Source organism: Amycolatopsis sp. NPDC049688 (assembly GCF_040674975.1).
Taxonomy (GTDB): Bacteria; Actinomycetota; Actinomycetes; order Mycobacteriales; family Pseudonocardiaceae; genus Amycolatopsis.
In genome coordinates this window covers 120425-147295 of the sequence record NZ_JBFANY010000003.1, presented here as the reverse complement: position 1 = coordinate 147295, position 26871 = coordinate 120425, and the positions used below count along the sequence as shown (strand labels likewise).

Genomic DNA, 26871 nt, shown 5'->3' with positions numbered 1-26871 from the left:
CGGGGGCGGCGCACCGCGGTGTCCCGCCCCCGACGGTGAGCCGCGCGGGGCCATACCCTCGCTCGTCATGCGCCGCGGCGCCGGGGCGGGTCAGCGCACCGCGGTGTCCTCCCCGGCAGTGAGCCGCGCGATCGAGGCGGGCGCGGCCGCGGCCGGAAGGTCGACCCGGAGCAGCGCGCCACCGCGTGCGGAGCGGGCGACGGTGACCCGGCCGCCGTGGGCGTCGACGACCCGCTGCACGATCGACAGCCCCAGACCCGATCCCGGCAACGCCCGGGCGCTGTCGGCACGGTAGAACCGGTCGAACACCCGAGGCACGTCGGCGGCGTCGATGCCCGGCCCGGCGTCGTCGACCTCGAGCACCGCCGACGTGCCCTCGGCACGGAGCCGGACTCCGACCGGCTGGTCCGCGGGAGACCACTTGCCGGCGTTGTCGATGAGGTTGAGCACCGCCCGTTGGAGGCCGGCGGGACGCCCGCTCACCCACACGGAGGTCACGTCGAGCGCGACCTCGATGTCGGGCATGCGGGAACGTGCCCGGGTCGCGGCGGCCACCACCACGTCGGCGAAGTCGAGCACCTCGGTGCTCTCGTCGCTGACGTCACCGCGCGCCAGGTCGGTCAGCTCGGCGGCCAGGGTGCTCAACTCGGCCACCTGGGCGCCGAGGTCGTTGAGCAGCCGGGTCCGGCTCTCCGGCGGCAGTGCGCTGTCCAGGGTGCCGCGCCGATCGAGCCGAATCAGCAGCTCGGCGTTGAGGCGCAGGCTGGTGAGCGGGGTCTTGAGTTCGTGGGCGGCGTCCTCGGCGAGCAGCCGCTGGGCCCGCCGGGAGTCCCGGAGCGCGGCGAGCATGTCGTTGATCGACCGGATCAGCCGCCGGATCTCCCCACCGCCCTCATCCGGGATGTCGGCGTCGAGATCCCGGGTGTGCGCGACCCGGACCGCGGCGGCGGTCAGCCGGTCGATCGGGGCCAGCCCGGCCCGCGCCACGGTCCGCCCGACAAGGGCGCCGCCGGCCACGCAGAGCAGCCCGATCAGCAGCATGCCCCACCCGAACTCGTTGTTCGGGCTGCCGTCGGCGACGCGGGCCACCTGGACCGCGCCGTCGCCCGCCCGCAGCGTGTAGACGAGGTAGACGTCGTCGTCCCTGTCGTTCGATTCCATCAGGTCGGCCGACCCGCCCTGCGCCACACGCCCGGCGTCCTCGCTGACCGGGGGCAGCGCGGGCTGGCCGGCCGGCGTCCGGATCGAGCCGTCGGGCAGGATGACCCGCACCAGCGCACCGGATCCGGGATACGGCGGTAGCTGGACCCGCGCCAGACCGGCGCGCTCGGCGTTCGTCGCCAGGACGTGGGAGTCGGCGAGAAGCTGATCCTTCGCGGTGTCCTGCAGCTCCCGGTCCAGTAGCTCGATGGCCACTTGGAAGGCCACGAACAGGCTGACCGCGATGGCCGTCGCCGCGATCACCGTCAGCCTGGTCCGCAGGGACCGCCGGCGCCACCACCGGGTCAGCCGGCGCGGTTCCCGGCCGGCGGCCGTGCTCACGGAGGAGTCTCCCGCAACGTGTATCCCAAGCCGCGCAGCGTGTAGATCAATCGCGGCTCACCCCCGGCTTCCAGCTTGCGGCGCAGATAGCTCACGTACACCTGGAGGTTGTTGGCGGTGGTGCTCATGTCGAAGCCCCAGATCGCCTCGAACAGCGCGTCGCGGGTCAACACCCGGGTCGCGTTGCGCACGAGGACCTGCAGCAGGGAGAACTCGGTCCGGGTCAGGCGGAGCGGCCGGCCGCCCCGCCACGCCTCGAACCGGTCGGGATCGACCCGGACGTCGGCGAACGACAGGATCTGCGGCTCGTCGTCGCCCGGCGCGCGGCGGCGCAGCAGGGCCCGCACCCGGGCCAGCAACTCCTCGGTGGCGAACGGCTTGGGCAGGTAGTCGTCGGCGCCCGCGTCCAGCCCCGCGACCCGGTCGGAGACCTGATCCCGGGCGGTCAGCATCAGCACCGGCAGCTCCCGGCCCGCCGCCCGCAACCGCCGGCAAGCCTCCAACCCGCCGAGACGGGGCATCATCACGTCGAGAATCAGCAGATCCGGCGCGTCGGCACCGACCCCGTCGAGCACGGCGAGACCGTTGGCGACGGTGCTGGTGTCGTAACCCTCGACCTGGAGCACCCGCTCCAGCGACTCACGGATGGCCGCCTCGTCGTCCGCGATCATGATCCGCACGCGGCTCAGTCTCCCCGATCAACCTGAAGCCAGTATTAGAACGCTCAGTGGTGGTGGTCGCGGGCGAACTGGGCCGGCGTCCGGCCGTAGTAGCGGCGGAACATCCGGATGAAGTGGCTGCTGTCGGCGAACTGCCAGTGTGCCGCGATCTCCGAAACCGTGGGGTGGGACGGCGAGAGGAGCGCGCGGCGCGCCTGCTCGAGGCGACGTCGGCGGATGTACGCCGCGACGGGCTCGCCGGTGGACGCGAAGGCCCGGTGCAACGTTCGCAGCGAGACCTTGAGGCTGGCGCGCCAGCAGCGCTGGTGTCAGGTCCGGGTCGGTGAGCAGTTGATCGACGAGGTTGCGGGCCGCGTGGACCAGTGGGCCGGCCAGGCCGGGTTCGGTGCCGTCGACATACCCGTGCAAAACGCCGCGGACCAGCTCCACCAACGCGTTGCGGCCGGCGTGGACGCCGCTTTCAGTGAGGTCGCCGAGTGCCGCGTGGACAGCACTCGTGTGCGCCAGCAGCATCTGAACCTCCGCGGCGGCGGCCGGGCCGGTCGCTTGCGTGCCGTCGGCGAACAAGCCCAGCGCCTCGGCGGGCAGCCCGATCACCTGGGCGGTCGTGCCCGCGGCGACGTCGTAGCCGGTGAATCCGGTCGAGCGGCTCAGCAGGAACTGGCCGGCGTCGACAGCTATCGTGTCGCGTTCACGTTTGAGGATGTAGGCGCCGCGATGCACCACGTAGAGCCGCAGTTCGCCAGTGTCGGGAGCCGCGGAATCGACCCGTACGCGCGTGGCGGTTTCGAAGTCTGTGATGACCGAGTCCCCGACGCGGGAGGCGAGACCACGAACGACGGCTCCGGCGGTGGCTTCGTGGCGGAACGCGGGCAATGTGAAACCGTCGCCGACCTGCGCTTCCCAGCCGTCGCGGAAGGCGTCGACACCGAACCGTTCGGTGTCCAGCCGAACCGAGCCGCGTACCGAGTCCATCCGGCCATCCAACCACGTGGCACGCATCGTCGATCGAGACGGCACGCGTGTCCAAGACGGCGGGGATACCGGATTTCTAGGGTCGGGGCGTGGATCCGAAAACCTATCTGCACCTGTACTTGCAGCAGGTGCGCGACGTCCTGGTGTGGAAACTCGACGGCCTGTCCGAGTACGACGCGCGCCGGCCGCTCACCCCGACCGGAACCAATCTGCTCGGACTGGTGAAACACCTGACGGGCAACGAGTTCGGCTACTTCGGCGAAGTGTTCGGCCGACCCGCCCACGCGGGGGAGTGGCTGGTCGACCGCACTCAATCAGAGGACTTCCTCGCCCGCCCCGAGGAGACACGCGAGGACATCATCGCGCAGTACAAACGGTCGTGGGAGCACGCTGACGCCACCATCGCGGCACTCGATCTCGACTCACCCGGCAAGGTGCCCCACTTTCCCGAAGGCATGCGCGACGTGACCTTGCAGTGGATGCTCGTCCACATGATCACCGAGACCTGCCGGCACGCGGGTCACGCCGACATCGTCCGCGAGCTCATCGATGGCCGCGCCGGTTACCACCCCACGGTCAGCAACCTTCCCGACGGGTGGTCCGAGCTCCACAACCGTGTCGAGCTCGCGGCACGTGAGGCCGCCCGTGTCACCGGCGACCGCACGCGGGCCACGTAGTTCAGAACGTCACGTGCACTCGCATCCCTGTCCTGAGCGCGAGGTCCACAACACCTGAAGCCCTACTGGAACTGCACGGGCAGCTTGGTCGTAGATGTGGCCGAACTGGCGGCCCCGGTGCCATCTTGGTTCGGCAGCACACCCCCGGGATGCACGACCTGATCCGCTTGTTCGCCACGAAGACGGCACCCGCCGGACCCGGACCGTCGCCTACGGCCCCCACCCTTCGCAGGTCGGCGAGCTCTACCTGCCCGAGGGCGACGGCCCCTTCCCGGTCGTGGTGCTCGTGCACGGCGGTTACTGGGCCGCCATGTGGGACCGGCGCCAGATCACCGACGTCGCCGACGATCTGGCCGGTCGCGGCTACGCGGTCTGGAACATCGAGTACCGCCGGATCGGAGAGGCCGGGGGCGGCTGGCCCGGCACCTTCCTCGACGTGGCCGCCGCGGTCGACGCCCTCGACGGCATGGACCCCGCTCTCGACACCGGCCGCGTCGTTCTTCTCGGTCATCCAGCCGGCGGCCACCTCGCCACCTGGGCCGCCCACCGCGGCGTCCTCCCGCCCGAAGCTCCGGGCGCCGGGCCCAAGATCACGCCGGCCGGTGTGGTCACCCTCGCCGGCGCCCTGGACCTCGAGACCGCTGCCGCTGCGGGCTTCGGTGCGGTTCTCGCCGACCCGGCCGCCGAACCGCCGAAAGACGCACCCGAGCCCGCACGCCCGGAAGCCTGGCCCGCCGTCGCGGCGGCTGTCGGCGACGGGATCGTGCCGCTCCTGGTGGGCGGGCCGGAGCACTACGCCTGGGCCTCGCCGCTGGCACTGCCGGGCGCCGGCGTCCCGGTACTCGCGGTGCACGGCACCGCCGATGAGGCTGTCCCGGCCGGCTGGAGCCGTCGTTACGCCGAGAAGACCACCGCCGAAGGCGGCCGGGCCCGCTACCTCGAAGTCGAGAACGGCACCCACTTCGACGTCGTCCACCCCGGCCACCCGGTCTGGCCGGAGATCACCGGCTGGATCCGGGACACCCTCGGCCGGCGGGAGGACCGGTGAACCGGGCCGAGCGCAACGCGACCGACCCCGACCTCGGTGTCCTGGCCGGCCGGTTGCTGTTCGCGGTGCAACGCGAACTGTTCTCGACACTGGCCCGGCAGGGGTTCGGCGACCTGAAACCCCGCCACGGCGCGGTGCTCGCCTACCTCGATCCGGACGGGGTGCGGGCGTCGGAGCTGTCCCGGCTTTCCGGCCAGTACAAGCAGAACATCGGCACCCTGATCGACGAACTGGAGGCACTCGGGTACGTCCACCGCCGGCCCGACCCCCGCGACCGCCGGGCGAAACTGATTTGCCCCACCGATCGGGGACTCGCCCAGATGCGGGCAGCGGACGCGATCATGGCCGGCATGCAGCAGCGGCACGCCGACCGCCTCGGACCGCGGGAGTACCGGCAGTTCAAGCGGATGCTCGCCGACGTCACCGAACACCAGCGCCACCACTCCGGCTCTGCCGACAACGAGTGAAACCCGCTACGGCGGACAGTACGGCCCGGGAGCCGCGCCGCTCCCGGGCCGCGCGACGTGGGGTTCATGGGGTCCGGCGTCCTTTCCAGCGCAACACGGCCCTCGCTCCCGGCTTCCGGTTACTTCGAACGAGTGGTGAAGCCGAGCTCGGTTCGATCGCTGCCCAGGAGGTCACAGGCTCCGGACCGTGGTCGTGGGGGTTCGGTAGCTGTACTGGTCTACGTAGTCCCGCCGAAGACGACCACACTGGCCGGATCTCCCAGCTGACCGGTCCCCAGGCGGCCAACTTCGGTGAGGCGGCAGGCCTCAGCGGCAAGGCCAACGGACCAGCGGCTCACGGCGTGACGTCGAAGCGGTCCAGCAGCATGTAGGTGCCGCTGCGCTTGACGGCCCGGATGGTGTGGCGGCCCGGCGACAGGCCGCAGGTGCTGAACACGCTCTGCTGGGCGTGCCGGACCTGGCTGGTGGTGTCGACGGTGCGCTGGAAGACTTCGTCCAGGTAGATGTCCATCCGGCCCTCGTCGGAGTAAGTCTCGCTGAAGAGCGCGATGCCGGTCCCGGTGAAGGCGTAGCCGACCTGGCTGCCGTCCGCCCTCGTGGCGTGCACGTCGTCGTGGAAGTCGCCTAAGCCGCGCTTGCCGGCGGAGTACCACGGTCCGCTGTAGACGATGCCGTTCGCGTCGTCGTTGAGCGTCGCCGTCTCGGCGGTCGGGCAGTGCGGGGTGGGGGTGACCGGGGCAGCCGGCGGTGGTGGTGGGGCGACGCTCCGGCGGGTCGGCGAGTGTGTCGGCGTGGCCGAGGTCGTGGCCGGCGGCGTGGTCGAGGTCGTGGGCGCGGCGGACTGAGCCGGGACGGAACTCGACGGCAGCGGGGTGGCCGGCTCGAGCGGCACCGACCACAACGCCGCCTCGCGCGGCGACTGCGCCGGGCCCGACATCGTCGTCAGCACGGCGATGCTCGCCACCACCACTGCCGCGCCCGCGACCACGACCGCCCAGCGGATCCGCGCGCCAGCGCGCAGTTGCGCGTCGGCCGCTTCCCAGGCCTGCCGTTCCAGCCACGCGCGGCGCTCGTCCCGGTCGGCGTCCGCTTTCCGCGGCTCGCCGGGGATCACCGGCAGCTCGGCTGTCGGACGGGCCCATCCCCGGCCTTCGGCAGCACCTCCTCGACGGTCAAGCCCGCTGCGGGCTCTTCGCCGGCCGGCACGCGCCATCGGTGAACCTCCGAACTCCCAGACGAGCACTCCGGCTCGTGATGCCGAGATCCTAGAAATCCGGCCCCCTGCTGGCAAACCTGACAGGCGTCGGACGGCAGTCCAGATGAAAGTCGCGGTCCTCGGCGTGGTGCCACCGAAGGCCGGCAGATCAGCATCCGGACCGGACGCGACCTCGGCACTGCCGCCGGGCCCGCTTGTGTGGTACGACCAGGTCACCCTGCAGGCTGGTGTGCTGGAAGGCTGGTAACCACATGTCTCCAGTGGAGCTGTTTGCCGGAGTTGGGAGCGTCGGTGCGCCGTACTTGGCACACCATCGCCACTTCGGAGGGGGCATGAGAATTCAGAGGTGCATCGATGTTGATAGAGCATCATTTCCCTGCTGAGGCGCTGGCGAGATGAGTGGTATGCCGTCGATGACGGTCTTCGCGATGCGGCCCTGATCGGCTACTTCGTCCCCGTTTTCTCGAGCCCACGTGCGGATGTCGTGAGTCGCTGTGTAGATCGTCCTTGGCTCCGATTCCTGTTTTGTGCTGTCGGTCGGCTGGCCGACGGCGACCTTGATCCGGCGGCCACCGGTTCGGCGTGCGGACGCCACATACGGTGCCAGTGCTTCACGTAGTGCGTTGGCGTTCGTTGTGGACAGGTCGATCTCGTAGGCGACGCCGTCGATTCCGAAGGGGGCGGTTTGCTCGGCGGGCTGCCGTTCGTGTTGTCGAGTATCTCGATCGTCACTCTCTTGGCCATCTACTCACCCTTTCCTTCTGCTGCTGTTTCGAATGCCGGTGCGGCGAATAGTAACGTCGCAGAAATACGGGGCGTTTTTGGGTTCGCTCACGTACGAGGCTCTTTGAGTTTCTTTCGAGATAGGTGTGTGCTGGGGCGAACACTTCCCTGACTGACTCGATTGTTCGACAACAAGAATGGAGTGCGTGATGGAGAACGAATGCGACCACGGGAACGGAGGCGGCGGTGCTGTCGCCATGGCCATCCGCGAGCTGGCCGCGGCGGTGCGGGCGACTGTGCCGGAGCCGCGGGCGGATCCGGATGCGTTGTTGACCGCGGAGGAGGTGGGGGAGTTGCTGCAGCTGTCGCCGAGGACGTTGAAGGATCAGGCGGCTGTCGGGATGTTGCCGCATCACCGGTTCGGGAAGCACTACCGGTTCACCCGTGGCGATGTTGCGGAGATCGTGCGGCTGAGCGCTGCACCGGTGAAGCCTCCGCGGCGGCGGGTGTCCGTTGCGGACGTTGCCCAGGATTTCCGTGCCGCGTGATGCGGGCGAAGCAATAGAGAAGAGGAGCTGAAGGATGGCCCATGGCCAGGAAGAGCCCGGCACCGGCGAGTGGCGTGCCCAGTACAAGCGTCCCGACGGGACGTGGGGGAGTAGGTCGGGGTTCCCCACCAAGAGGGCTGCCGAGGAGTGGGGGCTGGGGCAGGAGGCCCTGATCCGGCGGAACCTGTGGTTGGATCCGCGCGATGGAGAGACCCGGTTTGACGACTTCGCCGAAGAGTGGCTCGCTGCGGTGGCTCCGCGGCTGGAGCTGAACACGGTCGCGAAGTACCGGTCTTTCCTTGACACGCAGCTGCTGCCGCAGTGGAAGGCGTGGCCGTTGATCGCGATCTTCAACGGCTACGTCGAGATCGAGCGGTGGCTCTCGGAGCTGTATGAGGACTACGCCGAGTCGTCGGTGGCCTCGTACTTCGCGTTGTTCTCCACCATCCTCAACGCCGCTGTGCGGGCCCCCGACGTTCACCTTCCACGAAGGCCGGCACACCCACAGCACGTGGTGCGGAGGACGGCATCCCGGAGGCCGTCGCGCGCGGCTGGGACGGAAGACGGGCATCGCCGGGTCTATGACCACGTGACGCCGGGGATGGTGAACGAGATCTTGAAGGCCCTGGAAAACGGTGGCAGCGATCGCCGGGTGTGCTCCGGGAGGTGACCGGACCGGGGGTCCGGGGGCGTGCCCCCGGCGGGGTGTGGGGGCTCGGCCCCACAGGACACGACGAAGAGAGCCCTGCTTGCGTGTTCCGCAAGCAGGGCTCTCCTGCGATCGAGTGCGCGATACTGGGATTGAACCAGTGACCTCTTCCGTGTCAGGGAAGCGCTCTCCCGCTGAGCTAATCGCGCGAGGTGGAGACGGGATTCGAACCCGTGTACACGGCTTTGCAGGCCGTTGCCTCGCCTCTCGGCCACTCCACCGTGACTAGGCCCGAGAGCCTGCCGAGCGGATGACGGGATTCGAACCCGCGACCCTCACCTTGGCAAGGTGATGCGCTACCAGCTGCGCTACATCCGCAATCCGCAGCTCCGGGAACCCCGAGTCCCCGTCGCCGTGGTGTGGGAAAACCATATCGGACCCCGAAAACCGGCTCGACACCGGGGTGTCACTCGGCCGTCATCAGGCCAAATCGTGGGGGATGAGGTGCGTCAGGGCGTCGTCGACGTCGACCCACAGGTGCTCGTTGCCCGGGAGGACCACGTCGTACGTGCGGTCGAGGAAGTCCGCCAGCTCCTGGGCCGATGCTTCGAACATCGCGTGCCCGGACGGGGAGTTCAGCTCGATCAGGACCGCTTCGGGGTCCTCGACCGAGGGGCGGATGCGGACGTCGCCGTCGCCCGCGTCGGCCAGGAGGCCGTCCGCGAGGAGGTCACGTGCGTACACCCACTCGACCCAGCCGGCCCGGCCGGTGCGGAAGGCCGCGACGACCGCATACGGGTCGCGTGTGTCGTAGCGCAGCTCCACCTTCACCGGAACCGCGGGAGTCCGCGGCGCCAGCAGGTCGAAGACCGCCGTCGAGCGGAGCGTCACGTGATCGTTGCGCATCGTCCTACCCTTCGTCTCCCTTCCCGGCCCGGCCCGGCCGAGGGCATCACCACTGGGACGCATCGGGAGGCCTGTTCCGTCGCGGGTGCGCCGCAGATCACCCGTCCGGGCTCTTCGGCCCCCGTCTCCACCCGTGACCACCCACGGCGCGCAGCTGACCGGCGCGCCCCGTGGGGCTCACGACCTCCATACTGCGCGGTTTAGTCGCCGGGCGATAGCACCGTCGCACGGATGTCGAACGTGGCGTCACGCGGCCCCCCGTACGCACAACCCCGGCTAGCTCGGGGTTGTGCGTACCGTACTCGCCAGTAAGCGGAGTGTGGTCGGCGAGGACCACCCGTTTGCAGGCGCCTGAAAGTCGTACGCTAGAGTTCCCTGCAACACCGCGAGCGGGCGATTAGCTCAGCGGGAGAGCGCTTCGTTCACACCGAAGAGGTCACTGGTTCGATCCCAGTATCGCCCACGCGAGAGCCCTGTCCGCCGAATGCGGACGGGGCTTTCTCTGTTTGTGCCCCCGGCGCGCGCCCAGGCCGGGCCGCATTTCCCTGTCGCAGCGCCCGGCTGGGTTAACCGGAGTGAACGATCCGTTCGGCCCGGCCGTATCTGCTCACGAGCGCACTGCGCGCCCCTGCCGCCGAGGCCCGCCGGAACTGCCTCCGAATCGTGTCGATGCGGCGGATTCCTGTCGAACGCGACCCCGTGGGAGGGCGATGTGATCCTCGGCACGCCGCGGCGCCCGGTCCGCCCGCGCTCCCGGGTCGGCCCCGCGCTGCCCGACGTGTGACAGAATCACTGCGCGTGACGCCGTGGCGACGAATGTCACGGCCGGTCCGCGTGGCGCCCGCGCGCCGGCGGCCCGCCGGACCTCTGGTCCACTGTGGACCACCCACCGCGTCCAGTGTCCACAGTAGAACCCGCCCGGCCCGTTCGGCCGTTCGGCGGTGCTTGGTCCACCCGAGTGCGGGCACCGTCCTGTTCGCTACGGAACGTAGTTTTCACGGGGATACGCCCTATTACCCATCGTCATCATCTTGTTATGTCCCGGCCAATTTCCGGCGGGGAAGTCACGCACCATGTGGCTGGAAATCCTTGTAACACTGCCGAGAGAGTCGCCGATAACTTGCCGTGTGAAGCCTCCGCGGGCTCTGCGCGACTACAGAACTGACTACAGAACTGTAGTGACTCTCCGAAATCGTTTTCGGTGACGCTGCGTGCCCGCGGTCAACCAGATCCTGTTCCCGGGAGGTCAGATGGAAGAGTCGGTGCGGCCTTCGTACACGGTGAGCCAGCCACCGCCGCACATCGACCTCCAGGCCATCCCCCGCCCCGCCAAGCGGGACGGCCACGCCGACGACGACGCCGCGAGCCCGTCCTCGAAGGCATGGCCCGCGGCCTGGGAAGCGCGGTACAGAGCCTGGGTCATCGGCAGCGACGTGTTCATCACGCTGCTGGTGATCGCGATCAGCGCGTTCGTCATCGATCGCGTTGCCCCCCATGACATGCACGCCTTCGGCACCATGCTCGCCGTCTTCGTCTCCCTGCCCGTGAGCCGGGCCTGGAGCCCCCGCGTGCTCGGCGAAGGCGCGGAGGAGTACCGCACCCTCGGCCGCGGCTTCATCACCGCCGCCGTCCTGGTCGCGCTGGGCGGCCTGCTGTTCGGCGCGCTCGAGGTCCAGGTCTGGGTGTTCGTCGTCGTCCCGGCCATCGCGCTGGTCGCCTTCCCGCAGCGCTACCTGCTGCGCCAGGTGCTGCACCGCAAGCGCGCCAAGGGGCTCTGCCTGCTGCCGGTGATGGCGGCCGGCAGCCCCGAAACCGTCGCCGACCTGATCGCCCGCACCCGCTCCGAGGTGCACGTCGGCTGGCGCGTCGAGGCCGCCTGCACCTTCAGCGGCCACGGCGAGGACCGCGACAGCGGCGAGATCGACGGCGTCCCGGTCGTCGGGCGGCTGGAGGAGCTGTCCCGGCACGTCCGGCGCGGCGGCTACCGGGTCGTGGCGATCACCGCCGACCAGTACTGGACGCCGAAGCGGCTGCAGCGGCTGGCCTGGGACATGGAGGGCACCGGCGCGGAGATGGTCGTGGCGCCCGTCCTGATGGAGGTCGCCGGGCCCCGGCTCAACGTCACCGGCGTGCTCGGCATGCCGCTCCTGCGGGTCACCGCGCCGATGTTCACCGGCGGCCGCCGGGTGGTGAAGGAGATCGTCGACCGCGCCGGCTCGGCGCTGCTGCTGACCCTGCTGTCCCCGCTGCTGCTGGTGATCGCCGCGGCGATCAAGCTGAACGACCGCGGCCCGGTGATCTACCGCCAGCGCCGCGTCGGCCGCGACGGCGCCACGTTCACCATGCTCAAGTTCCGGACGATGGTCACCAATGCCGACGAAATCCGGAAAACCCTGGAACAGGAGAACGAGGGCGCGGGCCCGCTGTTCAAGATGAAGCGCGACCCCCGTATCACCCGTGTGGGTGGTTTCCTGCGCCGGTATTCGCTCGACGAAGTGCCGCAGCTGTTCAACGTCGTTTCCGGGAAGATGTCGCTCGTCGGCCCGCGCCCGCCGTTGCCGGAGGAAACCGCGCAGTACGCGCCGGACGCGCGCCGCCGCCTCCTGGTCAAGCCGGGCCTGACCGGCCTCTGGCAGGTCAGCGGGCGCAGCGACCTCACGTGGGCGGAGAGCATCCGGCTGGACCTGCGCTACGTCGAGGACTGGTCCCTCGCCCTGGACCTGGTGATCCTCTGGAAGACCTTCCGCGCGGTGATGGGCGGGCAGGGCGCCTACTGACCCGCCACCCGCGTGCTGCCACCACGGCCGCCGACCCCGCTGGAGGGGGTCGGCGGCCGTGCTCGTTCCCGGGGTGGCGCTGACCGCGTGCGATCGGCCGCCGCGGCGATTCGCGCGAGGCGGCCCCCGCGTGCCGCTGTTCGCGCCGGTGGGCCGCGCCGGCCGGGCCCGTCCGATGGCGCCCGTTCGCCCGGATTACCGGCAGCCGGGGAGGGCACCCTGGTCCGATCGGCGTGAGCCAGTTCACCGGGGCGAAGCGGTTGAGCGCGAAATAGTTCAACGCTCAACTTGGTTGCACGGGGTACCGACCCAACGGAAGGAAGCTCAGCCCCATGACCACCTTTGCCGAGCAGACCGAGGCCATCCAGGTCCCCGCGGACGTCCAGAACCTGCTGTTCCGCGAGGCCCGCACGGCCAACAGTTTCAGCTCCGAGCCGGTGACCGAGGAGCAGGTCCGCGCGATCTACGACCTCGTCAAGTGGGCCCCGACGTCGATGAACACCCAGCCGCTGCGCGCGCTGGTGCTCCGGACCGCCGAGGCGAAGGCCCGCCTGCTCCCGCACATGGCCCCGGGCAACCGGGACAAGACCGAAGCCGCCCCGCTGACCGTCGTGCTCGCGGCGGACGTCGACTTCCACGAGAACATCCCGCAGGTGTTCCCGCACGCCCCGCAGGTGAAGGACAACTTCTCCGACGAGCAGGGCCGCGTCGAGTTCGCCAAGCTCAACTCGCTGCTGCAGGTCGGCTACTTCATCATCGGCGTCCGCGCCGCCGGCCTGGCCGCCGGCCCGATGACCGGCTTCGACGCCCAGGGCGTCGACGACGAGTTCTTCGCGGACAAGAAGTGGCGCTCGCTGGTCATCGTGAACGTCGGCAAGCCGGGCGAGAACCCCTGGTTCGACCGCCTGCCGCGGCTCGACTTCGACCAGGTCGTCGAGACCCTCTGACCGCGATCGGACGGGCCGCCTCCGGAGCCGGGGGCGGCCCGTCCGGCGTTCGCGCCACGCGCGTGAGGCGCGGAAGCGCCGCCGACTAGCATCGACGGCGTCATCTCTGTCACTCCAGCTTGAGGAGCCGATCGTGTCCCAGTCGCCCCCCGTTTCCCCCGTGGCCGCCTCCCGCGTGGTGGTACCGGCGGGCACTACGGCGGGCGCGGCGGTCCGCGAAGCCGGTCTGCCGACCAAGGGCGAGGACACGATCGTCGTCGTGCGCGACGCCGACGGGAAGCTGCGCGACCTCGCCTGGGCGCCGGAAGCCGACGCCGAGGTCGAGCCGGTCGCCGCGAACACCGAGGACGGCCGCAGCGTCATCCGCCATTCGGCCGCGCACGTGCTCGCCCAGGCCGTGCAGCAGCAGTTCCCGGACGCCAAGCTCGGCATCGGCCCGCCGGTCAAGGACGGTTTCTACTACGACTTCGCCGTCGACAAGCCGTTCACCCCGGAGGACCTGCAGGCGCTCGAAAAGCGCATGAAGCAGATCGTGAAGGGCGCCCAGCAGTTCTCGCGGCGCGTTTTCGACTCCGTCGACGAGGCCAAGAAGGAACTCGCCGACGAGCCGTTCAAGCTCGAACTCGTCGACCTCAAGTCCGAAGTGGACACCGCCGAGGTGATGGAGGTCGGTGAGGGCGAGCTCACCATCTACGACAATCTCGACCCGCGCACCAAGGAACGTGTCTGGAGTGACCTCTGCCGCGGCCCGCACGTGCCGACGACGAAGTTCATCCCGGCCTTCAAGCTCACCCGCGTCGCCGCCGCGTACTGGCGGGGTAGTGAAAAGAACCCGCAGCTGCAGCGGATCTACGGCACGGCGTGGGAGTCGGCCGAGGCGCAGGACGCCTACCTCGAGCGCATCGCCGAGGCCGAGCGCCGCGACCACCGCAAGCTCGGCGCCGAGCTCGACCTGTTCTCGTTCCCGGAGGAGATCGGCTCCGGCCTGCCGGTGTTCCACCCGAAGGGCGGCATCATCCGCCGTGAGCTGGAGAACTACTCGCGCCGCCGCCACGAGGAGGCCGGCTACGAGTTCGTGAACACCCCGCACATCAGCAAGGGCGAGCTGTTCCACACCTCCGGCCACCTGCCCTACTACGCGGACACGATGTTCCCGCCGGTGCAGTTCGACGAGGAGAACTACTACCTCAAGGCCATGAACTGCCCGATGCACAACCTGATCTTCCGCTCGCGCGGGCGGTCCTACCGCGAGCTGCCGCTGCGGCTGTTCGAGTTCGGCACCGTCTACCGCTACGAGAAGTCGGGCGTCGTGCACGGCCTCACCCGCGTGCGCGGGCTGACGATGGACGACTCGCACATCTACTGCACCAAGGAGCAGATGCCGGGCGAGCTCAAGTCGCTGCTGAAGTTCGTCCTCGACCTGCTCGCCGACTACGGCCTCTCCGACTTCTACCTCGAGCTGTCCACCCGCGGTGACTCCGACAAGTTCATCGGCGAGGACTGGGAGTGGGAGGAGGCCACCGAGACGCTGCGGCAGGCGGCGATCGACTCCGGCCTCGAGCTGGTCCCGGACCCGGGCGGCGCGGCCTTCTACGGCCCGAAGATCTCGGTCCAGGCCAAGGACGCCATCGGCCGCACCTGGCAGATGTCGACCATCCAGCTGGACTTCAACCAGAACAAGCGGTTCGAGCTCGAGTACACCGCGCCGGACGGCTCGCGCCAGCGGCCGATCATGATCCACCGCGCGCTGTTCGGCTCGATCGAGCGCTTCTTCGGCGTGCTGACCGAGCACTACGCGGGCGCGTTCCCGGCGTGGCTTTCGCCGGTGCAGGTGGTCGGCATCCCGATCACCGCCGACCAGGTGGAGTACTTGCAGGACGTCGAGAAGGCGTTGCGCGCCAAGGGGATCCGCGCCGAGGTCGACGCGAGCGACGACCGGATGCAGAAGAAGATCCGGACGCACACCACGCAGAAGGTGCCGTTCATGCTGCTGGCCGGCGCGAAGGACGTCGAGGCGGGCGCGGTGTCGTTCCGCTTCCGCGACGGCGGCCAGATCAACGGCGTGCCGGTGGCCAAGGCGGTCGAGGCGATCGCGGAGTGGGTCGCGCGGCGCGAAAACGCGTCGCCGACGGCCGACGCGCTGGAGACGGTCGTTCGGTGAGTGAGGGTCCCGAGCTCGTCGAGCAGCAGGGCATCGGGGTCCAGGACGCCTTCCAGCGGCTCTGGACCCCGCACCGGATGGCCTACATCAAGGGCCAGGACAAGCCGGACGGCGACGAGGAACCCGGCTGCCCGTTCTGCCGGATCCCTTCGCTGGACGACAAAACCGGCCTGATCGTCGCCCGCGGCGACGTCGTGTTCGCGGTGTTGAACCTGTACCCGTACAACCCGGGGCACCTGATGGTGGTGCCGTACCGGCACGTCGCGGACTACACCGACCTCACCGTCGAGGAGACGCGCGAGGTCGCCGAGTTCACCCAGCACGCGATGAAGGTGATCCGCGCGGTGTCCGGCGCGCACGGGTTCAACATCGGCCTGAACCAGGGCCACATCGCGGGGGCGGGCATCGCCGCGCACCTGCACCAGCACCTGGTGCCGCGGTGGGGCGGGGACGCCAACTTCATGCCGATCATCGGCCAGACGAAGGTGCTCCCGCAGCTGCTGGGGGAGACGCGGGACATGCTGGCCGACGCCTGGTAGCCCGGGGCGCTGACCGGCAAAAACTCCTGATTGAGTGTTCAACCGAGAGTATGATGGGGTTATGTCCGGAACCCGATGGCTCAGCGACGACGAACAGCGCGTCTGGCGTGAGTTCAATTCGGCCACCCGCATGCTCAGCGCGCACCTCGAAGGCCAGCTGCAGCACGACTCGGGCATGCCGCACACCTATTACGAAGTCCTCGTCGCCCTTTCCGAAGCGCCCGGCCGCCGGCTGCGGATGAGCGAGCTCGCCGACGCGCGGCAGGCGTCCCGCAGCCGCCTTTCGCACGCCGTCGCGCGGCTGGAGGCGAACGGCTGGGTGCGCCGCGAGGCGTGCCCGACCGACAAGCGCGGCGCCTGGGCCGTGCTGACCGACGCCGGCTTCGCCGCGCTCGAGGCGGCCGCGCCGGGGCACGTCGAAGCCGTCCGCGAAAGCCTGTTCGACCCGCTGACACCGGAGCAGGTGAAAGCGCTCGGTGAGATCAGCGCCGCGATCCGTCGCCGGCTTTCGCCGAAGTGCGCGGCCGCCAAAGCCGCCGAAGACGCGCGGGAACACGAGGGCGAGCTCACGAAATCGGGCTGACCCGGGGCGGCGCGTCGGGTTCGCCGGGGCGGGTGGATAGGCTGCATTCGCCCACCCGACCCTCGTAGCCAGGTGCCTCGACGAACCGATGCTCAATATCTTCGCGCGTGCCTCCGTCTCCCGCGTCACCGATCCGATCGGCCAGGCGCTGGTCCGCGCCGGGCTGACCCCGAACGTCATGACCGTGCTCGGCACCGCCGGCGCGGTCGTCTGCGCGCTGGCCTTCTTCCCCACCGACCACCTGCTGTGGGGCACCTTCACGGTGTGGGGCTTCGCCATGCTCGACCTGCTCGACGGCGCCATGGCCCGCGCCCGCGGCTACGGCACCCCGTTCGGCGCGGTGCTCGACGCCACCTGCGACAGGCTGGTGGACGGCGCCCTGTTCGCCGCCATCGCCTGGTGGTGCTTCGTCGTCGACGACAACCGCCCGGCCGCCGCCGCGGCCCTGCTGTGCCTGGTGCTCGCCCAGGTCATCTCCTACGTCAAGGCCCGCGCGGACGCCTCCGGGCTGCCGGTCGACGGCGGGCTCGTCGAGCGCGCCGAGCGGCTGATCATCGCGCTGGTCGGCACCGGGCTGCACGGCTTCGGCATCCCGTACACCGTGGACGTGACGCTCTGGCTGCTCGCCGTGCTGTCGGTGATCACGCTGCTGCAGCGCACGGCCGCGGTGGCGAAGGCGGCCCGCGCCGCCGCGGGGGAGCAGCCGGCATGAGCAGGCTGTCAGAGCGGTTGAGCGCCTTCGGCTACGCGGCCGGGTGGAAGCTCGCCGGCTGGCTGCCCGCCGGGTTCGGCGGCACGGTCTTCTCGCTCGGCGCCGACCTCGCCGTCCGCCGCGACGGCGGAGGCGTGCGGCAGCTGCGCGCGAACCTCGCCCGCGTGGTGCCGCAGGCCGACCCGGTGGAGCTCGACGAGCTGACACGGCGGGCGATGCGCTCGTACGCCCGCTACTGGCACGAGACGTTCCGGCTGCCGTCGATGGACCACAAGGAGGTCAGCGCCAAGGTCGCGGCCTCGATCACCGGCGTGGAAAACCTCGACGCGGCGCTGGCCGAGGGCAACGGCGCGGTGATGGCGCTGCCGCACAGCGGCAACTGGGACGTCGCCGGCGTGTGGCTGGCCGACTACCTCGGCGGCTTCACGACGGTCGCCGAACGGCTGAAGCCGGAGTCGCTCTACCGCCGCTTCGTCGAGTACCGGGAGTCGCTCGGCTTCGAAATCGTCCCCCTCACGGGTGACAGTTCGGCGATGCGCGTGCTGCTGAAACGCCTGCGCGAGAACAAGGCCGTCTGCCTGGTGGGCGACCGCGACCTGACGACGAGCGGCATCCCGGTGAAGTTCTTCGGCGAGAAGGCCCGCTTCCCCGGCGGCCCGGCCCGGCTGGCGGCGACGACCGGCGCGGCCCTGATCCCGGCCGGCTGCTGGTTCACCGAGGAGGGCTGGCAGATCCGGCTGCACCCGCGCATCCGGGTCACCGCGCGGGCCGAGGTCCCGGCCGCCACCCAGGCCCTGGCGGACATCTTCGCCGGCGACATCGCCGCGCACCCGGCCGACTGGCACATGGTGCAGAAGTTCTGGCCGGCCGACCTCGAGGCCGCCGAGCAGGCAAGCCTCGAAGAAGCGAGCTGAGGCGGTGGCCGCGCGGCCGATGCGGGTCGGCATCGTGTGCCCCTACTCCTTCGACGTGCCCGGCGGGGTCCAGGGGCACGTCATCGACCTGACGAAAGCCCTGCTCGCGCGGGGCCACCAGGTGTCCGTGCTGGCGCCGGCGGACGAGGACGCACAGCTGCCGGAGTTCGTGCACCCGGCGGGCAAGGCGCTGGGGATCCCGTACAACGGCTCGGTCGCGCGGCTGCAGTTCGGCCCGGTGTCCTACGCCCGCGTACGCCGCTGGATCCGCGAAGGCGACTTCGACGTCCTGCACTTGCACGAACCGGCCGCGCCCAGCCTGTCGCTGCTGGCCCTGCTCATCGCGGACGGCCCGATCGTGGCGACCTTCCACACCGCGACCACCCGCTCGCGCACGCTGTCGGCGTTCCAGCCGGTGCTGCGGCCGCTGCTGGAGAAGATCACGGCGCGGATCGCGGTGTCGGCGCTCGCCCGCCGGGTCCAGGTGGAGCACGCGGGCGGCGACGCCGTCGAGATCCCCAACGGCGTCGACGTCGAGTTCTTCTCCTCGGCGACGCCGCTGCCCGGCTACCCGCGGGCCGGGGGCACGGTCGGGTTCGTCGGCCGGTTCGGTGAGCCGCGCAAGGGCATGGGCGTGCTGCTGGAGGCGTTGCGGCGGATCCTGCCGGAGTTCGAGGACCTGCGGCTGGTCGTGGTCGGCCGGGGTGACGCCGAGCAGCTGCGCCGCGACGCCGGACCGGAGCTGGCGCCGCACCTGGAACTGCTGGGCCAGGCCGACGACGCCACGAAGGCCCAGGCGCTGCGCAGCGTCGACGTCTACTGCGCGCCCAACACCGGCGGCGAGAGCTTCGGGATGATCCTCACCGAGGCGATGGCGGCGGGGACGCCGGTGCTCGCCAGCGGGCTGGACTCCTTCCGCCGGGTGCTCGACGACGGCCGCGCCGGCCTGCTGGTGGAAACCGGGGACCCGGCCGCGCTCGCGGACGGCCTGCGCGAGCTCCTCGGCGACCCGGCGCGCCGGGCGTCGCTGGCCGCGGCGGCGGGGGAGCGCGTCACGATGTACGACTGGTCGGTGGTGGCCACGCAGGTGCTGCGCGTCTACGAGACGGCCGTCGCGGCCGATCCGCGGCGGGTCGCGGCGCCGGAACGGGAGCTCGCCCGGTGAGCGTGCTCGGCTGGCTGCTCCCGGTGCTGGCGGCGATCGTCGTGCTGGGCGGGCTGTTCCTGGTGGCGACGGCGAACCGGCTCGACCGGCTGCACGTCCGCACGGACGCCGGCTGGGCGGCCCTGGACGCGGCTTTGGCGCGGCGGGCGGTCGTGGCGCGCGCGGTCGCCTCGGTGCTGGGCTCGCCGGGCCTGCGGACGTCGGCGGAGCGTGCCGAAGTGGCGCCGCGGGCCGATCGCGAAGCCGCGGAGAACGAGCTGACGCTGGTTTTGGCGCGCATCGACCGGGCGGGCCTGCCGGCCGAGCTGGCCGAGGAGCTGACCGACGCCGAACACCGGGTGGTGATCGCCCGCCGCGTCCACAACGACGCCGTCCGCGACACGCTGCGGCTGCGCAGGCGGCGGAAGGTGCGGTACTTCCGCCTCGCGGGGACCGCGCCGCTGCCGGAGTACTTCGAGTTCGCCGAGCCGGAGGTCTGACATGTGGTGGGTGGTCGTCGAGGAGCAGCGCGGCGGCGGGGACGCGCGCGCCTGGAACGTCACGAAGACGAAGCCGGCGGGAGGGGACCGGGAGCACGCCGACGAGGTCGCGCGGCGGCTGGCGTTCTCGCACGAGCCGGTGCACCCGTCGGCGGTGAAGGAGCGGAAGGTGCTGCGCGTCGGCGACGGCTACCTCGTGATCGCGACCGGCCGCACGGCGACGTTCCACTTCCGCGTGACGCTCGGCGAGACCGTGGCGGAACCGGCATGACCTGGTGGGTGGTCGTCGAGGAGCAGCGCGGCATGGGCGAAAGCCGCAACTGGTCGCTGTCGGAGACGTTCTCGCAGCCCGACCAGGAGACCGCCGAGGCCGAGGCGCTGCGGCTGGCGCGCGAATACCAGCCCGCCTACCCGTGGTCGCCGAAGTCGCGGAAGGTGCTGCGCGGCCCGGGCGGCTACCTGGTGATCGTCGAGGGCCGGACGTCGACGTTCCACTTCCGGCTGAGCGTGCTCGAAGAGCTTCGAGGCTGACACACTGGGCGGCATGAGCGAGACTTGCGACGTCGCCCACGGCACGGCCCCGGCCGACCCCGGGGTGCGGACGCTGGTGGCGGTGTTCGCGTCGCCGGTGTCCCGGTTCCTGCTGAAGTTCGCGAAGGACCTCGGTTACCACGTGGCCCTGTTCGAGCCCGACCCCGCGCGCGTCACGGACGTGCCCGAGGGGTTCGAGGCGGACACCGTGCTCCCGTCGCTCGACGCGTCCGCGGACGTCGTCGTCACCGACCACCACCGTCCCGAGCTGGGCGAAGTGCTGAAGGCGGCGCTCGAAGGGAAGCCGCGGTGGGTGGGCGTGCTCGGCAACCCGCGGCACCCGGGCCCGCACGTGGCCGCCCTGCAGGCCCTCGGCGTCGCCGAGGCCGACATCGCCCGCGTGCACCGCCCGGTCGGGCTGAACATCGGCTCCCGCACCCCGCCGGAAATCGCCCTGGCCACCCTCGCGGGCCTCGTCGCCGACCGCAACAACCGCCCCGGCGGCTTCGACTTCTGACCCCGTCGTGAGTGAGAAACAGGGTTGGAACACTGTTTCTCACTCACGACCGGGCTAGTGGACGGCCATTCCTTCGGGCATCGGCTCGAACCTCGCGTGGCGGCGGGTGAACGTCGCCGTGCCCGAGGTCATCGAGCGCAGGTCGATCAGGTAGCGCACCAGTTCCGTGGCCGGGACCTCCGCGCGGATCACCGTCCGGCCGCCCTCGCCCGCCTCGGTGCCGAGGACCCGGCCGCGGCGGGAGGACAGGTCGCCGAGGACCGTGCCCAGGTGCTCGTCCGGCAGGCGGATCGCCACCTCCTCCAGGGGTTCCAGCATCGTGATGTGCCCGCTCGCCGCCGCCTCGCGCAGGGCGAGGGCGCCCGCCGTCTGGAACGCCGCGTCCGACGAATCCACGCTGTGCGCCTTGCCGTCGACCAGGGTCACCTTGACGTCGACGACCGGGTGGCCGTCCGCCAGCCCGCGCTGCAGCTGGGCCCGCACGCCCTTCTCCACGCTCGGGATGAACTGGTGCGGCACCGCGCCGCCGACCACCCTGTCCACGAACTGGAAGCCGCTGCCGCGCGGCAGCGGCTCGACTTCGATGTCGCAGACGGCGAACTGGCCGTGCCCGCCGGACTGCTTGACGTGCCGCCCGTGGCCCTTGGCCGGCTTGCTGAACGTCGAGCGCAGGCTGATCTTCACCGGTTCGGTGTCGACGTCGGCGCCGCCCGCGCGCAGCCGCGAGAGCACGACGTCGGCGTGGGCCTCGCCCATGCACCACAGCACCAGCTGGCCGGTCTCGGCGTTGCGGTCCAGCCGCAGCGTCGGGTCCCCGGCGACGAGCCGCGACAGGTTGCGGGCCAACGTGTCCTCGTCGCTGCGGGTCTTCGCCACCACCGCCACCGGCAGCAGCGGCTCCGGCATCGCCCACGGCTCCATCAGCAGCGGGTCGTCGGGGGAGGAGACGGTGTCGCCGGTCTCCGCCGAGCCGACCTTCGTCAGCGCGCACAGGTCGCCCGCGACGCAGTAGGGCACTTCCCGCAGGGACGAGCCGAGCGGCGAATACAGGTGGGCGACGCGCTCGTCGGCGTCGTGGTCCTCGTGGCCGCGTTCGGCGAGGCCGTGCCCGGACACGTGCACCGGCCGTTCCGGCCGCAGCGTCCCGGAAAACACCCGGACGAGGGACACCCGGCCGACGTAGGAGTCCACGGCTGTCCGGACGACCTCCGCGGCGAGAGGGCCCGCGGGGTCGGCGGTGATCGCGGCGTGCGCACCGCCGTCCGGCGTGGTGACGTCGGGCGGCCGGTGCTCCAGCGGCGAGGGGAACGCGCGGACGATGCCGTCGAGCACCTCGGCCAGCCCGATCCCGCTGGTCGAGCACACCGGGATGACGGGGTGGAAGGAACCGCGCGCCACAGCCGTTTCGAGGTCGGCGATCAAGGTGGCCTCGGCGATCTCCTCGCCGGCGAGGTAACGGTCCATCAAGGACTCGTCCTCGCTCTCGGCGATGATCCCTTCGATCAGCTCGTTGCGGGCCTCGGCCATCCGTTCCAGATCGGCCGGGTCGGGCTCGCCGGTCTTCGGCGGGTGCCCGCCGGAGTAGTCGAAGTACCGCTGGGTGATCAGCCCGACCAGGCCGTCGCCCGCCGGGAGGTACAGCGGCAGCACACCGGCGCCGAACGCGGCCTGGCAGGCGGCGATCTCGGCCATCGCGTCGGCCCGGTGGTGGTCGAGCCGGGAGACGACGACCGCGCGCGGCATCCCGACCGCGGCGCACTCCTCCCACACCGCCACCGTCGCCGCGTCGACGCCCTCGGAGGCGCTGACGACGAACAGCGCCGCGTCGGCCGCCCGCAGCCCGGCCCGCAGCTCCCCGACGAAGTCCGCATACCCCGGCGTGTCGATCAGGTTGATCTTGTGGCCCTGGTGCAGCACCGGCGCGACCGAGAGGCCGACCGAGCGCTGCTGGCGGACCGCCGCCGGGTCGTGGTCGCACACCGTCGTGCCGTCGACCACCGAGCCCGCCCGCGGCACCGTGCCGGACGCGGCGAGCAGGGCTTCGGCGAGGGTGGTCTTCCCGGACCCCGCCGGCCCGACGAGCACGACGTTGCGGACCTTGGCGGGGTCGTCCACAGCGACGGCGGCCCCGGTGTCGGCGTTCTTGGCTTGTTTGTCTGCCATGACGACTCCTCGGCGAACGGCTGGTGTACGGGATGTGTCCTCGATCACACACCCGTTACCCTGGTCACGGCAAGGCAGGGCTCCCGGGACCAGCCGAATGCCCCGGGGGCGGGGGAGGGAGTGGCATGGACAGGCGGACTTTCCTGCGGATTTCCGGGGCGGTACCGGTGGCGGGCCTGGGCGGCTGGCCGCCGCCGGACGACTGGGCGCGGCTGCGCCGGCAGCTGGCCGGACCGCTGTTCCGGCCGGGCGACCCCGGCTACCCCGAAGCCAAGCAGGGCTTCTTCACGATGTACGACGACCGGATGCCCGCCGCGGTGGTCGGCGCGGCCCGCGTCGAGGACGTCCAGGCCGCGGTCGCCTTCGCGGCCCGGCACCGGCTGCCCGTCGCCGCCCGCAGCGGCGGGCACAGCTACCCCGGCTATTCCACTGTGGACGGCGGGATCATGGTCGACCTCAGCCGGTTCTCGGGTGTCGAGGTGCGCCCGGACGGCCGGGCGGTGGTCGGGGCGGGCGCCCGCCTCGGGCCGATCGCGACGACGCTCGCGGCGGCCGGCCGGGTGCTGCCGGCGGGCAGTTGCGACACGGTCGGCATCGCCGGGCTGACCCTCGGCGGTGGCGTCGGGGTCCTCGACCGGAAGTACGGGCTGACCTGCGACCACCTGGAGGCGGCGCGGATCGTCACCGCCGACGGCCGCGCGTGCACGGTGTCGCGCTCGACGGAACCGGACCTGTTCTGGGCGCTGCGCGGCGGGGGCGGCGGGAACTTCGGGATCGTCACCGGGTTCACCTTCCGGACCGTCCCGCTCACCGACGTCGCCACCTTCGACCTCAAGTTCCCGCCGGGCACGCAGGCCGCGTTGTTCACGGCCTGGCAGGACTGGCAGCCCGCGATGCCGGACGAGCTGTGGTCGGGGATGAACCTCGGCGCCGACCACGCCAACCTCGGCGGCACGTTCCTCGGGCCGCAGGCGCAGCTGGACGCACTGCTCGACGACCTGATCCGCCGGGTCGGCACGCCGCCGGTGCAGCAGCGGCGGCAGGTCCGGGACCACCTGAGCGCGATGCGGTCGTTCGACGACCACGAATCCCGGCCCGGCCTGGCCCTGAACCGGGCGGCCTACGTCGGGACCTCGCGGATGCTCCTGCGGCGCGCCCCCGACCCCGCCGGGGTCGTCGAGGTGCTGCTCGCGGCGCCCGGCGTCGACACGATCATCGACGCCGGCGGCGGCGCGATCGCCCGCGTCGGCGCCCGCGAAACGGCGTTCCCGCACCGGACGGCGCTGGCCAGCTTCCAGTTCCTGCGCGGAGCGGAACCCGAGCGCGGCGGCGAGGCCGAGGCGCGGCGCGCGGTGGCCGTGGCACGGGACGGGCTGGGGCCGGAGTTCGGCACCACCGGGTACGTCAACTACCTCGACCCGGAGATGCCGGACTGGGCGGAGGCGTACTACGGGGTGAACCTGCCGCGGCTGCGCGCGGTCGCCCGGAAGTACGACCCGCGAGGAATTTTCGCTTTCCCGCAAGGGCTTTCCGCACCCCGCTCGACTGTCCACATCGGAGAGACTTAGACTCCGCCGGACGTCGGCGGCAGAGAGGCAGCGCGCGTGCTGGACCTGGCATTCTCCACCGAGGACCTGGCGCACACCCGGTTCGCGTTCTCCCCGGCCTGGGAGATCGTCGCGAGCGTCCGCGTCCTGAACTCGCCGGGGCAGCACGCGCTCCACTTGCCGTGGGTCAAACGCGCCACCGCGGCGCTCGACGCCGCGGGCCTGGACATCGGGCTGCTGCGCGACCTCGTGCCGCTGCGGCACCTGCCCGGCTTCCTGGCCGGCACGCCGTCGACGCCGCTGCCCGAGCTCGCCGACGAGCTCGCCGACCTGCGGGACGTGCCCGCCCGCCTGGTCCGGCGCGAACTGGACGCGATGGCCGGGCCGCGCTCGCCCGCCCTGAGCCGCTTCCACCGCGACCCCGAAGCGGGCCTCGACCGGCTCGCCGCGCTGATGGAGCAGTACTGGGACCTGGTGCTGGCCCCCGACTGGCCGCGGATCCGGGCGCTGCTCGAAGCCGACGTGCTGCACCGGTCCCGGCTGCTGGCCCACGGCGGGGCCGCCGAGCTGTTCAACGACCTCACCCCGCTGGTCCGCTGGGAGGGCGGCACGCTCACGGTGGCGCACCGGCACCTGCACGCGGCCGTGCCGCTCGACGGGCGCGGCCTGGTGCTGGTGCCCTCGGCGTTCGTCTGGCCGCGGGTGTTCTCCAAGACCGACTCGCGCTGGCAGCCGGTGCTGCGCTACCCGCCGCGCGGCATCGCGACGCTCTGGGAGACCGGCACCGCCACCGCGCCGGACGCGCTGGCCGCCGTGGTGGGCCGCGGCCGCGCGATGCTGCTGACCGAGCTGGCCGCGCCGGCCTCGACCGCCGAACTCGCCCGCCGGACCCGGCTGACCGCCGGCGCGGTGTCGCAGCACCTCGGCGTCCTCAAGGCTGCGGGCCTGGTCAGCGGGCACCGTGCCGGACGTCACGTGCTCTACGCGCGGACGGCGCTCGCGGAAGCCCTGGTCGCGGGCACTGGCGAAGTGGACTGCTGAGATACCCGCGTACTGGCCTGCCTGAAGGGTCCACCGCCGACCTACCCTCGGATTCGTAAGCCCCCCATCCGTGTCGAAAGGCCTCGTCGTGTCCGAGCAGCAGCCCGCCCCCTCCAGCGGCACCGTCCAGTCCGTCACCGGCACCGCCAAGGTGAAGCGCGGCATGGCCGAGATGCTCAAGGGCGGCGTGATCATGGACGTGGTCACCGCCGAGCAGGCCAAGATCGCCGAAGACGCCGGCGCGGTCGCGGTGATGGCCCTCGAACGCGTGCCCGCCGACATCCGCGCCCAGGGCGGTGTCGCCCGGATGAGCGACCCCGACCTGATCGACGGCATCATCGAGGCCGTCTCGATCCCGGTGATGGCGAAGGCCCGCATCGGCCACTTCGTCGAGGCTCAGGTCCTGCAGTCCCTCGGCGTGGACTACGTCGACGAGTCCGAGGTCCTCACCCCGGCGGACTACGCCAACCACATCGACAAGTGGGCGTTCACGGTGCCCTTCGTCTGCGGCGCGACCAACCTCGGTGAGGCCCTGCGCCGGATCACCGAGGGCGCGGCGATGATCCGCTCCAAGGGCGAGGCCGGCACCGGCGACGTCTCCAACGCGACGACGCACATGCGCAAGATCCGCCAGGAGATCCGCCGGCTGCAGAACCTGCCGGAGGACGAGCTGTTCGTCGCGGCGAAGGAGCTGCAGGCGCCGTACGAGCTGGTTCGCGAGGTGGCGGAAGCCGGGAAGCTGCCGGTGGTCCTGTTCACCGCGGGCGGCATCGCCACCCCGGCCGACGCGGCGATGATGATGCAGCTGGGCGCCGAAGGCGTGTTCGTCGGCTCGGGCATCTTCAAGTCCGGCAACCCGGCCCAGCGCGCCGAGGCGATCGTCAAGGCGACGACGTTCTACGACGACCCGGACGTCCTGGCCAAGGTCTCGCGCGGCCTGGGCGAGGCGATGGTCGGCATCAACGTCGAGGAGCTCCCGGAGCCCCACCGCCTCGCCGAGCGCGGCTGGTGACGGGCTAACCCTCGGGGTAGAAGACGAACAACGTGCAGCCGGTGGTGGTGGCGGGCACGTGCCAGGATCCGGCCGGGGCGTGCAGGAACGTCCCGGCCGGGTAGCTGCGGGCGCCGTCTTCGAAGGTGCCGTCGACCACGTAGACCTCCTCCGGGCCGGGTTCGTGGACGTCCCGGCGCGGCCACGACGTGCCGGGGTCCATCTCCAGGACGTTCGCGTGGGCGCCGTTCGCGCCCGTCCACAGTGGACGCAGCCGGATGCCGGGGAAGACCTCCCGGACTTCGGCGTCGGCGACGGACACGGACGTGTAGCCCGCTTGGGCGAGGATCTCCGGGTGCATGGCACCACCGTG

At 71.3% G+C, this 26871-nt stretch carries 27 protein-coding genes, 4 tRNA genes and 1 pseudogene; 21 read left to right on the top strand and 11 right to left on the bottom strand.

The genetic code is table 11. The features are described 5' to 3' along the window. Window positions 1–90: 90 nt before the first annotated feature. Genes AB0J55_RS11855 through AB0J55_RS11845 form a run of 3 tightly spaced genes read right to left on the bottom strand, consistent with a single transcriptional unit; the run spans window position 91 to window position 2485 of the window. Entirely contained in the window at window positions 91–1542 is a 1452-nt protein-coding gene (locus AB0J55_RS11855) for a HAMP domain-containing sensor histidine kinase (RefSeq protein ID WP_364246367.1), read from the bottom strand. Beyond that, window positions 1539–2222 (bottom strand): response regulator transcription factor, encoded by a 684-nt coding sequence (locus tag AB0J55_RS11850; protein ID WP_364246364.1) that lies wholly within the window; start codon window positions 2220–2222, stop codon window positions 1539–1541. Before AB0J55_RS11850 ends, AB0J55_RS11855 begins: the two co-directional genes overlap by 4 nt. Window positions 2223–2266: 44 nt before the next feature. Beyond that, window positions 2267–2485, bottom strand: coding sequence for a helix-turn-helix domain-containing protein (locus AB0J55_RS11845; RefSeq protein WP_364246362.1), 219 nt, complete (start codon window positions 2483–2485; stop codon window positions 2267–2269). 801 nt (window positions 2486–3286) lie between these two features. On the opposite strand from AB0J55_RS11845, the gene AB0J55_RS11840 reads away from it, so the two are divergent. From AB0J55_RS11840 to AB0J55_RS11830, 3 genes are all read left to right on the top strand, one after another. Further along, a complete protein-coding gene (locus AB0J55_RS11840) occupies window positions 3287–3874 on the top strand; it encodes a DinB family protein (RefSeq protein ID WP_364246359.1) in 588 nt (195 codons plus the stop codon). A 94-nt stretch (window positions 3875–3968) separates the two neighbouring features. Then, a complete protein-coding gene (locus tag AB0J55_RS11835) occupies window positions 3969–4922 on the top strand; it encodes an alpha/beta hydrolase (RefSeq protein WP_364246356.1) in 954 nt (317 codons plus the stop codon). Continuing rightward, window positions 4919–5389, top strand: a complete 471-nt coding sequence (locus AB0J55_RS11830; protein WP_364246354.1) for a MarR family winged helix-turn-helix transcriptional regulator — start codon at window positions 4919–4921, stop codon at window positions 5387–5389. The genes AB0J55_RS11835 and AB0J55_RS11830 overlap by 4 nt, the downstream gene beginning before the upstream one ends. A 334-nt stretch (window positions 5390–5723) precedes the next feature. On the opposite strand, the gene AB0J55_RS11825 is transcribed toward AB0J55_RS11830, so the two are convergent. Both AB0J55_RS11825 and AB0J55_RS11820 read right to left on the bottom strand, forming a co-directional pair. Then, a complete protein-coding gene (locus AB0J55_RS11825; RefSeq protein WP_364246352.1) occupies window positions 5724–6503 on the bottom strand; it encodes a hypothetical protein in 780 nt (259 codons plus the stop codon). Between the two features lie 442 nt (window positions 6504–6945). Continuing rightward, the gene (locus tag AB0J55_RS11820; RefSeq protein WP_364248167.1) at window positions 6946–7248 is read right to left on the bottom strand and encodes a histone-like nucleoid-structuring protein Lsr2; all 303 of its coding nucleotides are present in this window, start codon (window positions 7246–7248) and stop codon (window positions 6946–6948) included. A 289-nt stretch (window positions 7249–7537) separates the two neighbouring features. On the opposite strand from AB0J55_RS11820, the gene AB0J55_RS11815 reads away from it, so the two are divergent. Continuing rightward, window positions 7538–7876: a helix-turn-helix domain-containing protein gene (locus AB0J55_RS11815; RefSeq protein WP_364248165.1), complete on the top strand. Its 339-nt coding sequence runs from the start codon at window positions 7538–7540 to the stop codon at window positions 7874–7876. 154 nt (window positions 7877–8030) lie between these two features. Beyond that, window positions 8031–8345 (top strand): annotated as a pseudogene (locus AB0J55_RS11810) (integrase); the annotation flags it as partial. Window positions 8346–8662: 317 nt separating this feature from the next. On the opposite strand, the gene AB0J55_RS11805 reads toward AB0J55_RS11810, so the two are convergent. The 4 genes from AB0J55_RS11805 to AB0J55_RS11790 all read right to left on the bottom strand — a co-directional run bounded on the left by AB0J55_RS11805 (window position 8663) and on the right by AB0J55_RS11790 (window position 9431). Beyond that, a tRNA-Val gene (locus tag AB0J55_RS11805) sits at window positions 8663–8734 on the bottom strand. Between the two features lies 1 nt (window position 8735). Then, window positions 8736–8806: transfer RNA gene (locus AB0J55_RS11800), tRNA-Cys, on the bottom strand. 24 nt (window positions 8807–8830) lie between these two features. Next, a tRNA-Gly gene (locus AB0J55_RS11795) sits at window positions 8831–8903 on the bottom strand. Between the two features lie 102 nt (window positions 8904–9005). Beyond that, a complete protein-coding gene (locus AB0J55_RS11790) occupies window positions 9006–9431 on the bottom strand; it encodes an SsgA family sporulation/cell division regulator (protein WP_013227152.1) in 426 nt (141 codons plus the stop codon). Between the two features lie 391 nt (window positions 9432–9822). Between AB0J55_RS11790 and AB0J55_RS11785 the strand changes: the two genes are divergently transcribed. The 13 genes from AB0J55_RS11785 (at window position 9823) to AB0J55_RS11725 (ending at window position 20756) form a co-directional block, all read left to right on the top strand. Beyond that, window positions 9823–9894, top strand: a tRNA-Val gene (locus AB0J55_RS11785). Window positions 9895–10681: 787 nt separating this feature from the next. Further along, on the top strand, window positions 10682–12208 hold the full coding sequence (locus AB0J55_RS11780) for a sugar transferase (protein ID WP_364246350.1): 1527 nt from the start codon (window positions 10682–10684) through the stop codon (window positions 12206–12208). A gap of 332 nt (window positions 12209–12540) precedes the next feature. Beyond that, window positions 12541–13155: a malonic semialdehyde reductase gene (locus AB0J55_RS11775; RefSeq protein WP_364246348.1), complete on the top strand. Its 615-nt coding sequence runs from the start codon at window positions 12541–12543 to the stop codon at window positions 13153–13155. Window positions 13156–13288: 133 nt separating this feature from the next. Beyond that, on the top strand, window positions 13289–15316 hold the full coding sequence (gene thrS / locus AB0J55_RS11770; protein WP_364246346.1) for a threonine--tRNA ligase: 2028 nt from the start codon (window positions 13289–13291) through the stop codon (window positions 15314–15316). Beyond that, window positions 15313–15855, top strand: a complete 543-nt coding sequence (locus tag AB0J55_RS11765; protein WP_364246344.1) for an HIT domain-containing protein — start codon at window positions 15313–15315, stop codon at window positions 15853–15855. Before thrS ends, AB0J55_RS11765 begins: the two co-directional genes overlap by 4 nt. A gap of 61 nt (window positions 15856–15916) precedes the next feature. After that, window positions 15917–16438, top strand: a complete 522-nt coding sequence (locus AB0J55_RS11760; RefSeq protein ID WP_364246341.1) for a MarR family transcriptional regulator — start codon at window positions 15917–15919, stop codon at window positions 16436–16438. A gap of 88 nt (window positions 16439–16526) precedes the next feature. After that, window positions 16527–17150, top strand: coding sequence for a phosphatidylinositol phosphate synthase (gene pgsA, locus AB0J55_RS11755; protein WP_364246338.1), 624 nt, complete (start codon window positions 16527–16529; stop codon window positions 17148–17150). Further along, window positions 17147–18064, top strand: coding sequence for a phosphatidylinositol mannoside acyltransferase (locus AB0J55_RS11750; RefSeq protein WP_364246336.1), 918 nt, complete (start codon window positions 17147–17149; stop codon window positions 18062–18064). The genes pgsA and AB0J55_RS11750 overlap by 4 nt, the downstream gene beginning before the upstream one ends. 19 nt (window positions 18065–18083) lie before the next feature. Further along, window positions 18084–19229 carry a glycosyltransferase family 4 protein gene (locus AB0J55_RS11745; protein WP_364248163.1) on the top strand — a complete coding sequence of 382 codons (1146 nt, stop codon included), beginning with the start codon at window positions 18084–18086 and terminating at the stop codon, window positions 19227–19229. Then, entirely contained in the window at window positions 19226–19708 is a 483-nt protein-coding gene (locus tag AB0J55_RS11740) for an NUDIX hydrolase (RefSeq protein WP_364246333.1), read from the top strand. Before AB0J55_RS11745 ends, AB0J55_RS11740 begins: the two co-directional genes overlap by 4 nt. 1 nt (window position 19709) lies before the next feature. Next, the gene (locus AB0J55_RS11735) at window positions 19710–19979 is read left to right on the top strand and encodes a hypothetical protein (protein WP_364246331.1); all 270 of its coding nucleotides are present in this window, start codon (window positions 19710–19712) and stop codon (window positions 19977–19979) included. Further along, window positions 19976–20239: a hypothetical protein gene (locus AB0J55_RS11730; RefSeq protein ID WP_364246328.1), complete on the top strand. Its 264-nt coding sequence runs from the start codon at window positions 19976–19978 to the stop codon at window positions 20237–20239. The genes AB0J55_RS11735 and AB0J55_RS11730 overlap by 4 nt, the downstream gene beginning before the upstream one ends. A gap of 13 nt (window positions 20240–20252) precedes the next feature. Further along, on the top strand, window positions 20253–20756 hold the full coding sequence (locus tag AB0J55_RS11725; RefSeq protein ID WP_364246326.1) for an XdhC family protein: 504 nt from the start codon (window positions 20253–20255) through the stop codon (window positions 20754–20756). A gap of 54 nt (window positions 20757–20810) precedes the next feature. On the opposite strand, the gene AB0J55_RS11720 is transcribed toward AB0J55_RS11725, so the two are convergent. Continuing rightward, the gene (locus AB0J55_RS11720) at window positions 20811–22919 is read right to left on the bottom strand and encodes an elongation factor G-like protein EF-G2 (RefSeq protein ID WP_364246323.1); all 2109 of its coding nucleotides are present in this window, start codon (window positions 22917–22919) and stop codon (window positions 20811–20813) included. Between the two features lie 125 nt (window positions 22920–23044). Between AB0J55_RS11720 and AB0J55_RS11715 the strand changes: the two genes are divergently transcribed. The 3 genes from AB0J55_RS11715 to pdxS all read left to right on the top strand — a co-directional run bounded on the left by AB0J55_RS11715 (window position 23045) and on the right by pdxS (window position 26519). Continuing rightward, window positions 23045–24487, top strand: a complete 1443-nt coding sequence (locus AB0J55_RS11715; RefSeq protein ID WP_364246320.1) for an FAD-binding oxidoreductase — start codon at window positions 23045–23047, stop codon at window positions 24485–24487. Window positions 24488–24523: 36 nt separating this feature from the next. Beyond that, window positions 24524–25507: a DUF5937 family protein gene (locus AB0J55_RS11710; protein WP_364246317.1), complete on the top strand. Its 984-nt coding sequence runs from the start codon at window positions 24524–24526 to the stop codon at window positions 25505–25507. Between the two features lie 88 nt (window positions 25508–25595). Further along, complete coding sequence (gene pdxS / locus AB0J55_RS11705) at window positions 25596–26519, top strand: pyridoxal 5'-phosphate synthase lyase subunit PdxS (protein ID WP_354829001.1); 924 nt, start codon at window positions 25596–25598, stop codon at window positions 26517–26519. Between the two features lie 4 nt (window positions 26520–26523). On the opposite strand, the gene AB0J55_RS11700 is transcribed toward pdxS, so the two are convergent. After that, window positions 26524–26859: a cupin domain-containing protein gene (locus AB0J55_RS11700; RefSeq protein ID WP_364246314.1), complete on the bottom strand. Its 336-nt coding sequence runs from the start codon at window positions 26857–26859 to the stop codon at window positions 26524–26526. Window positions 26860–26871: the final 12 nt, after the last annotated feature.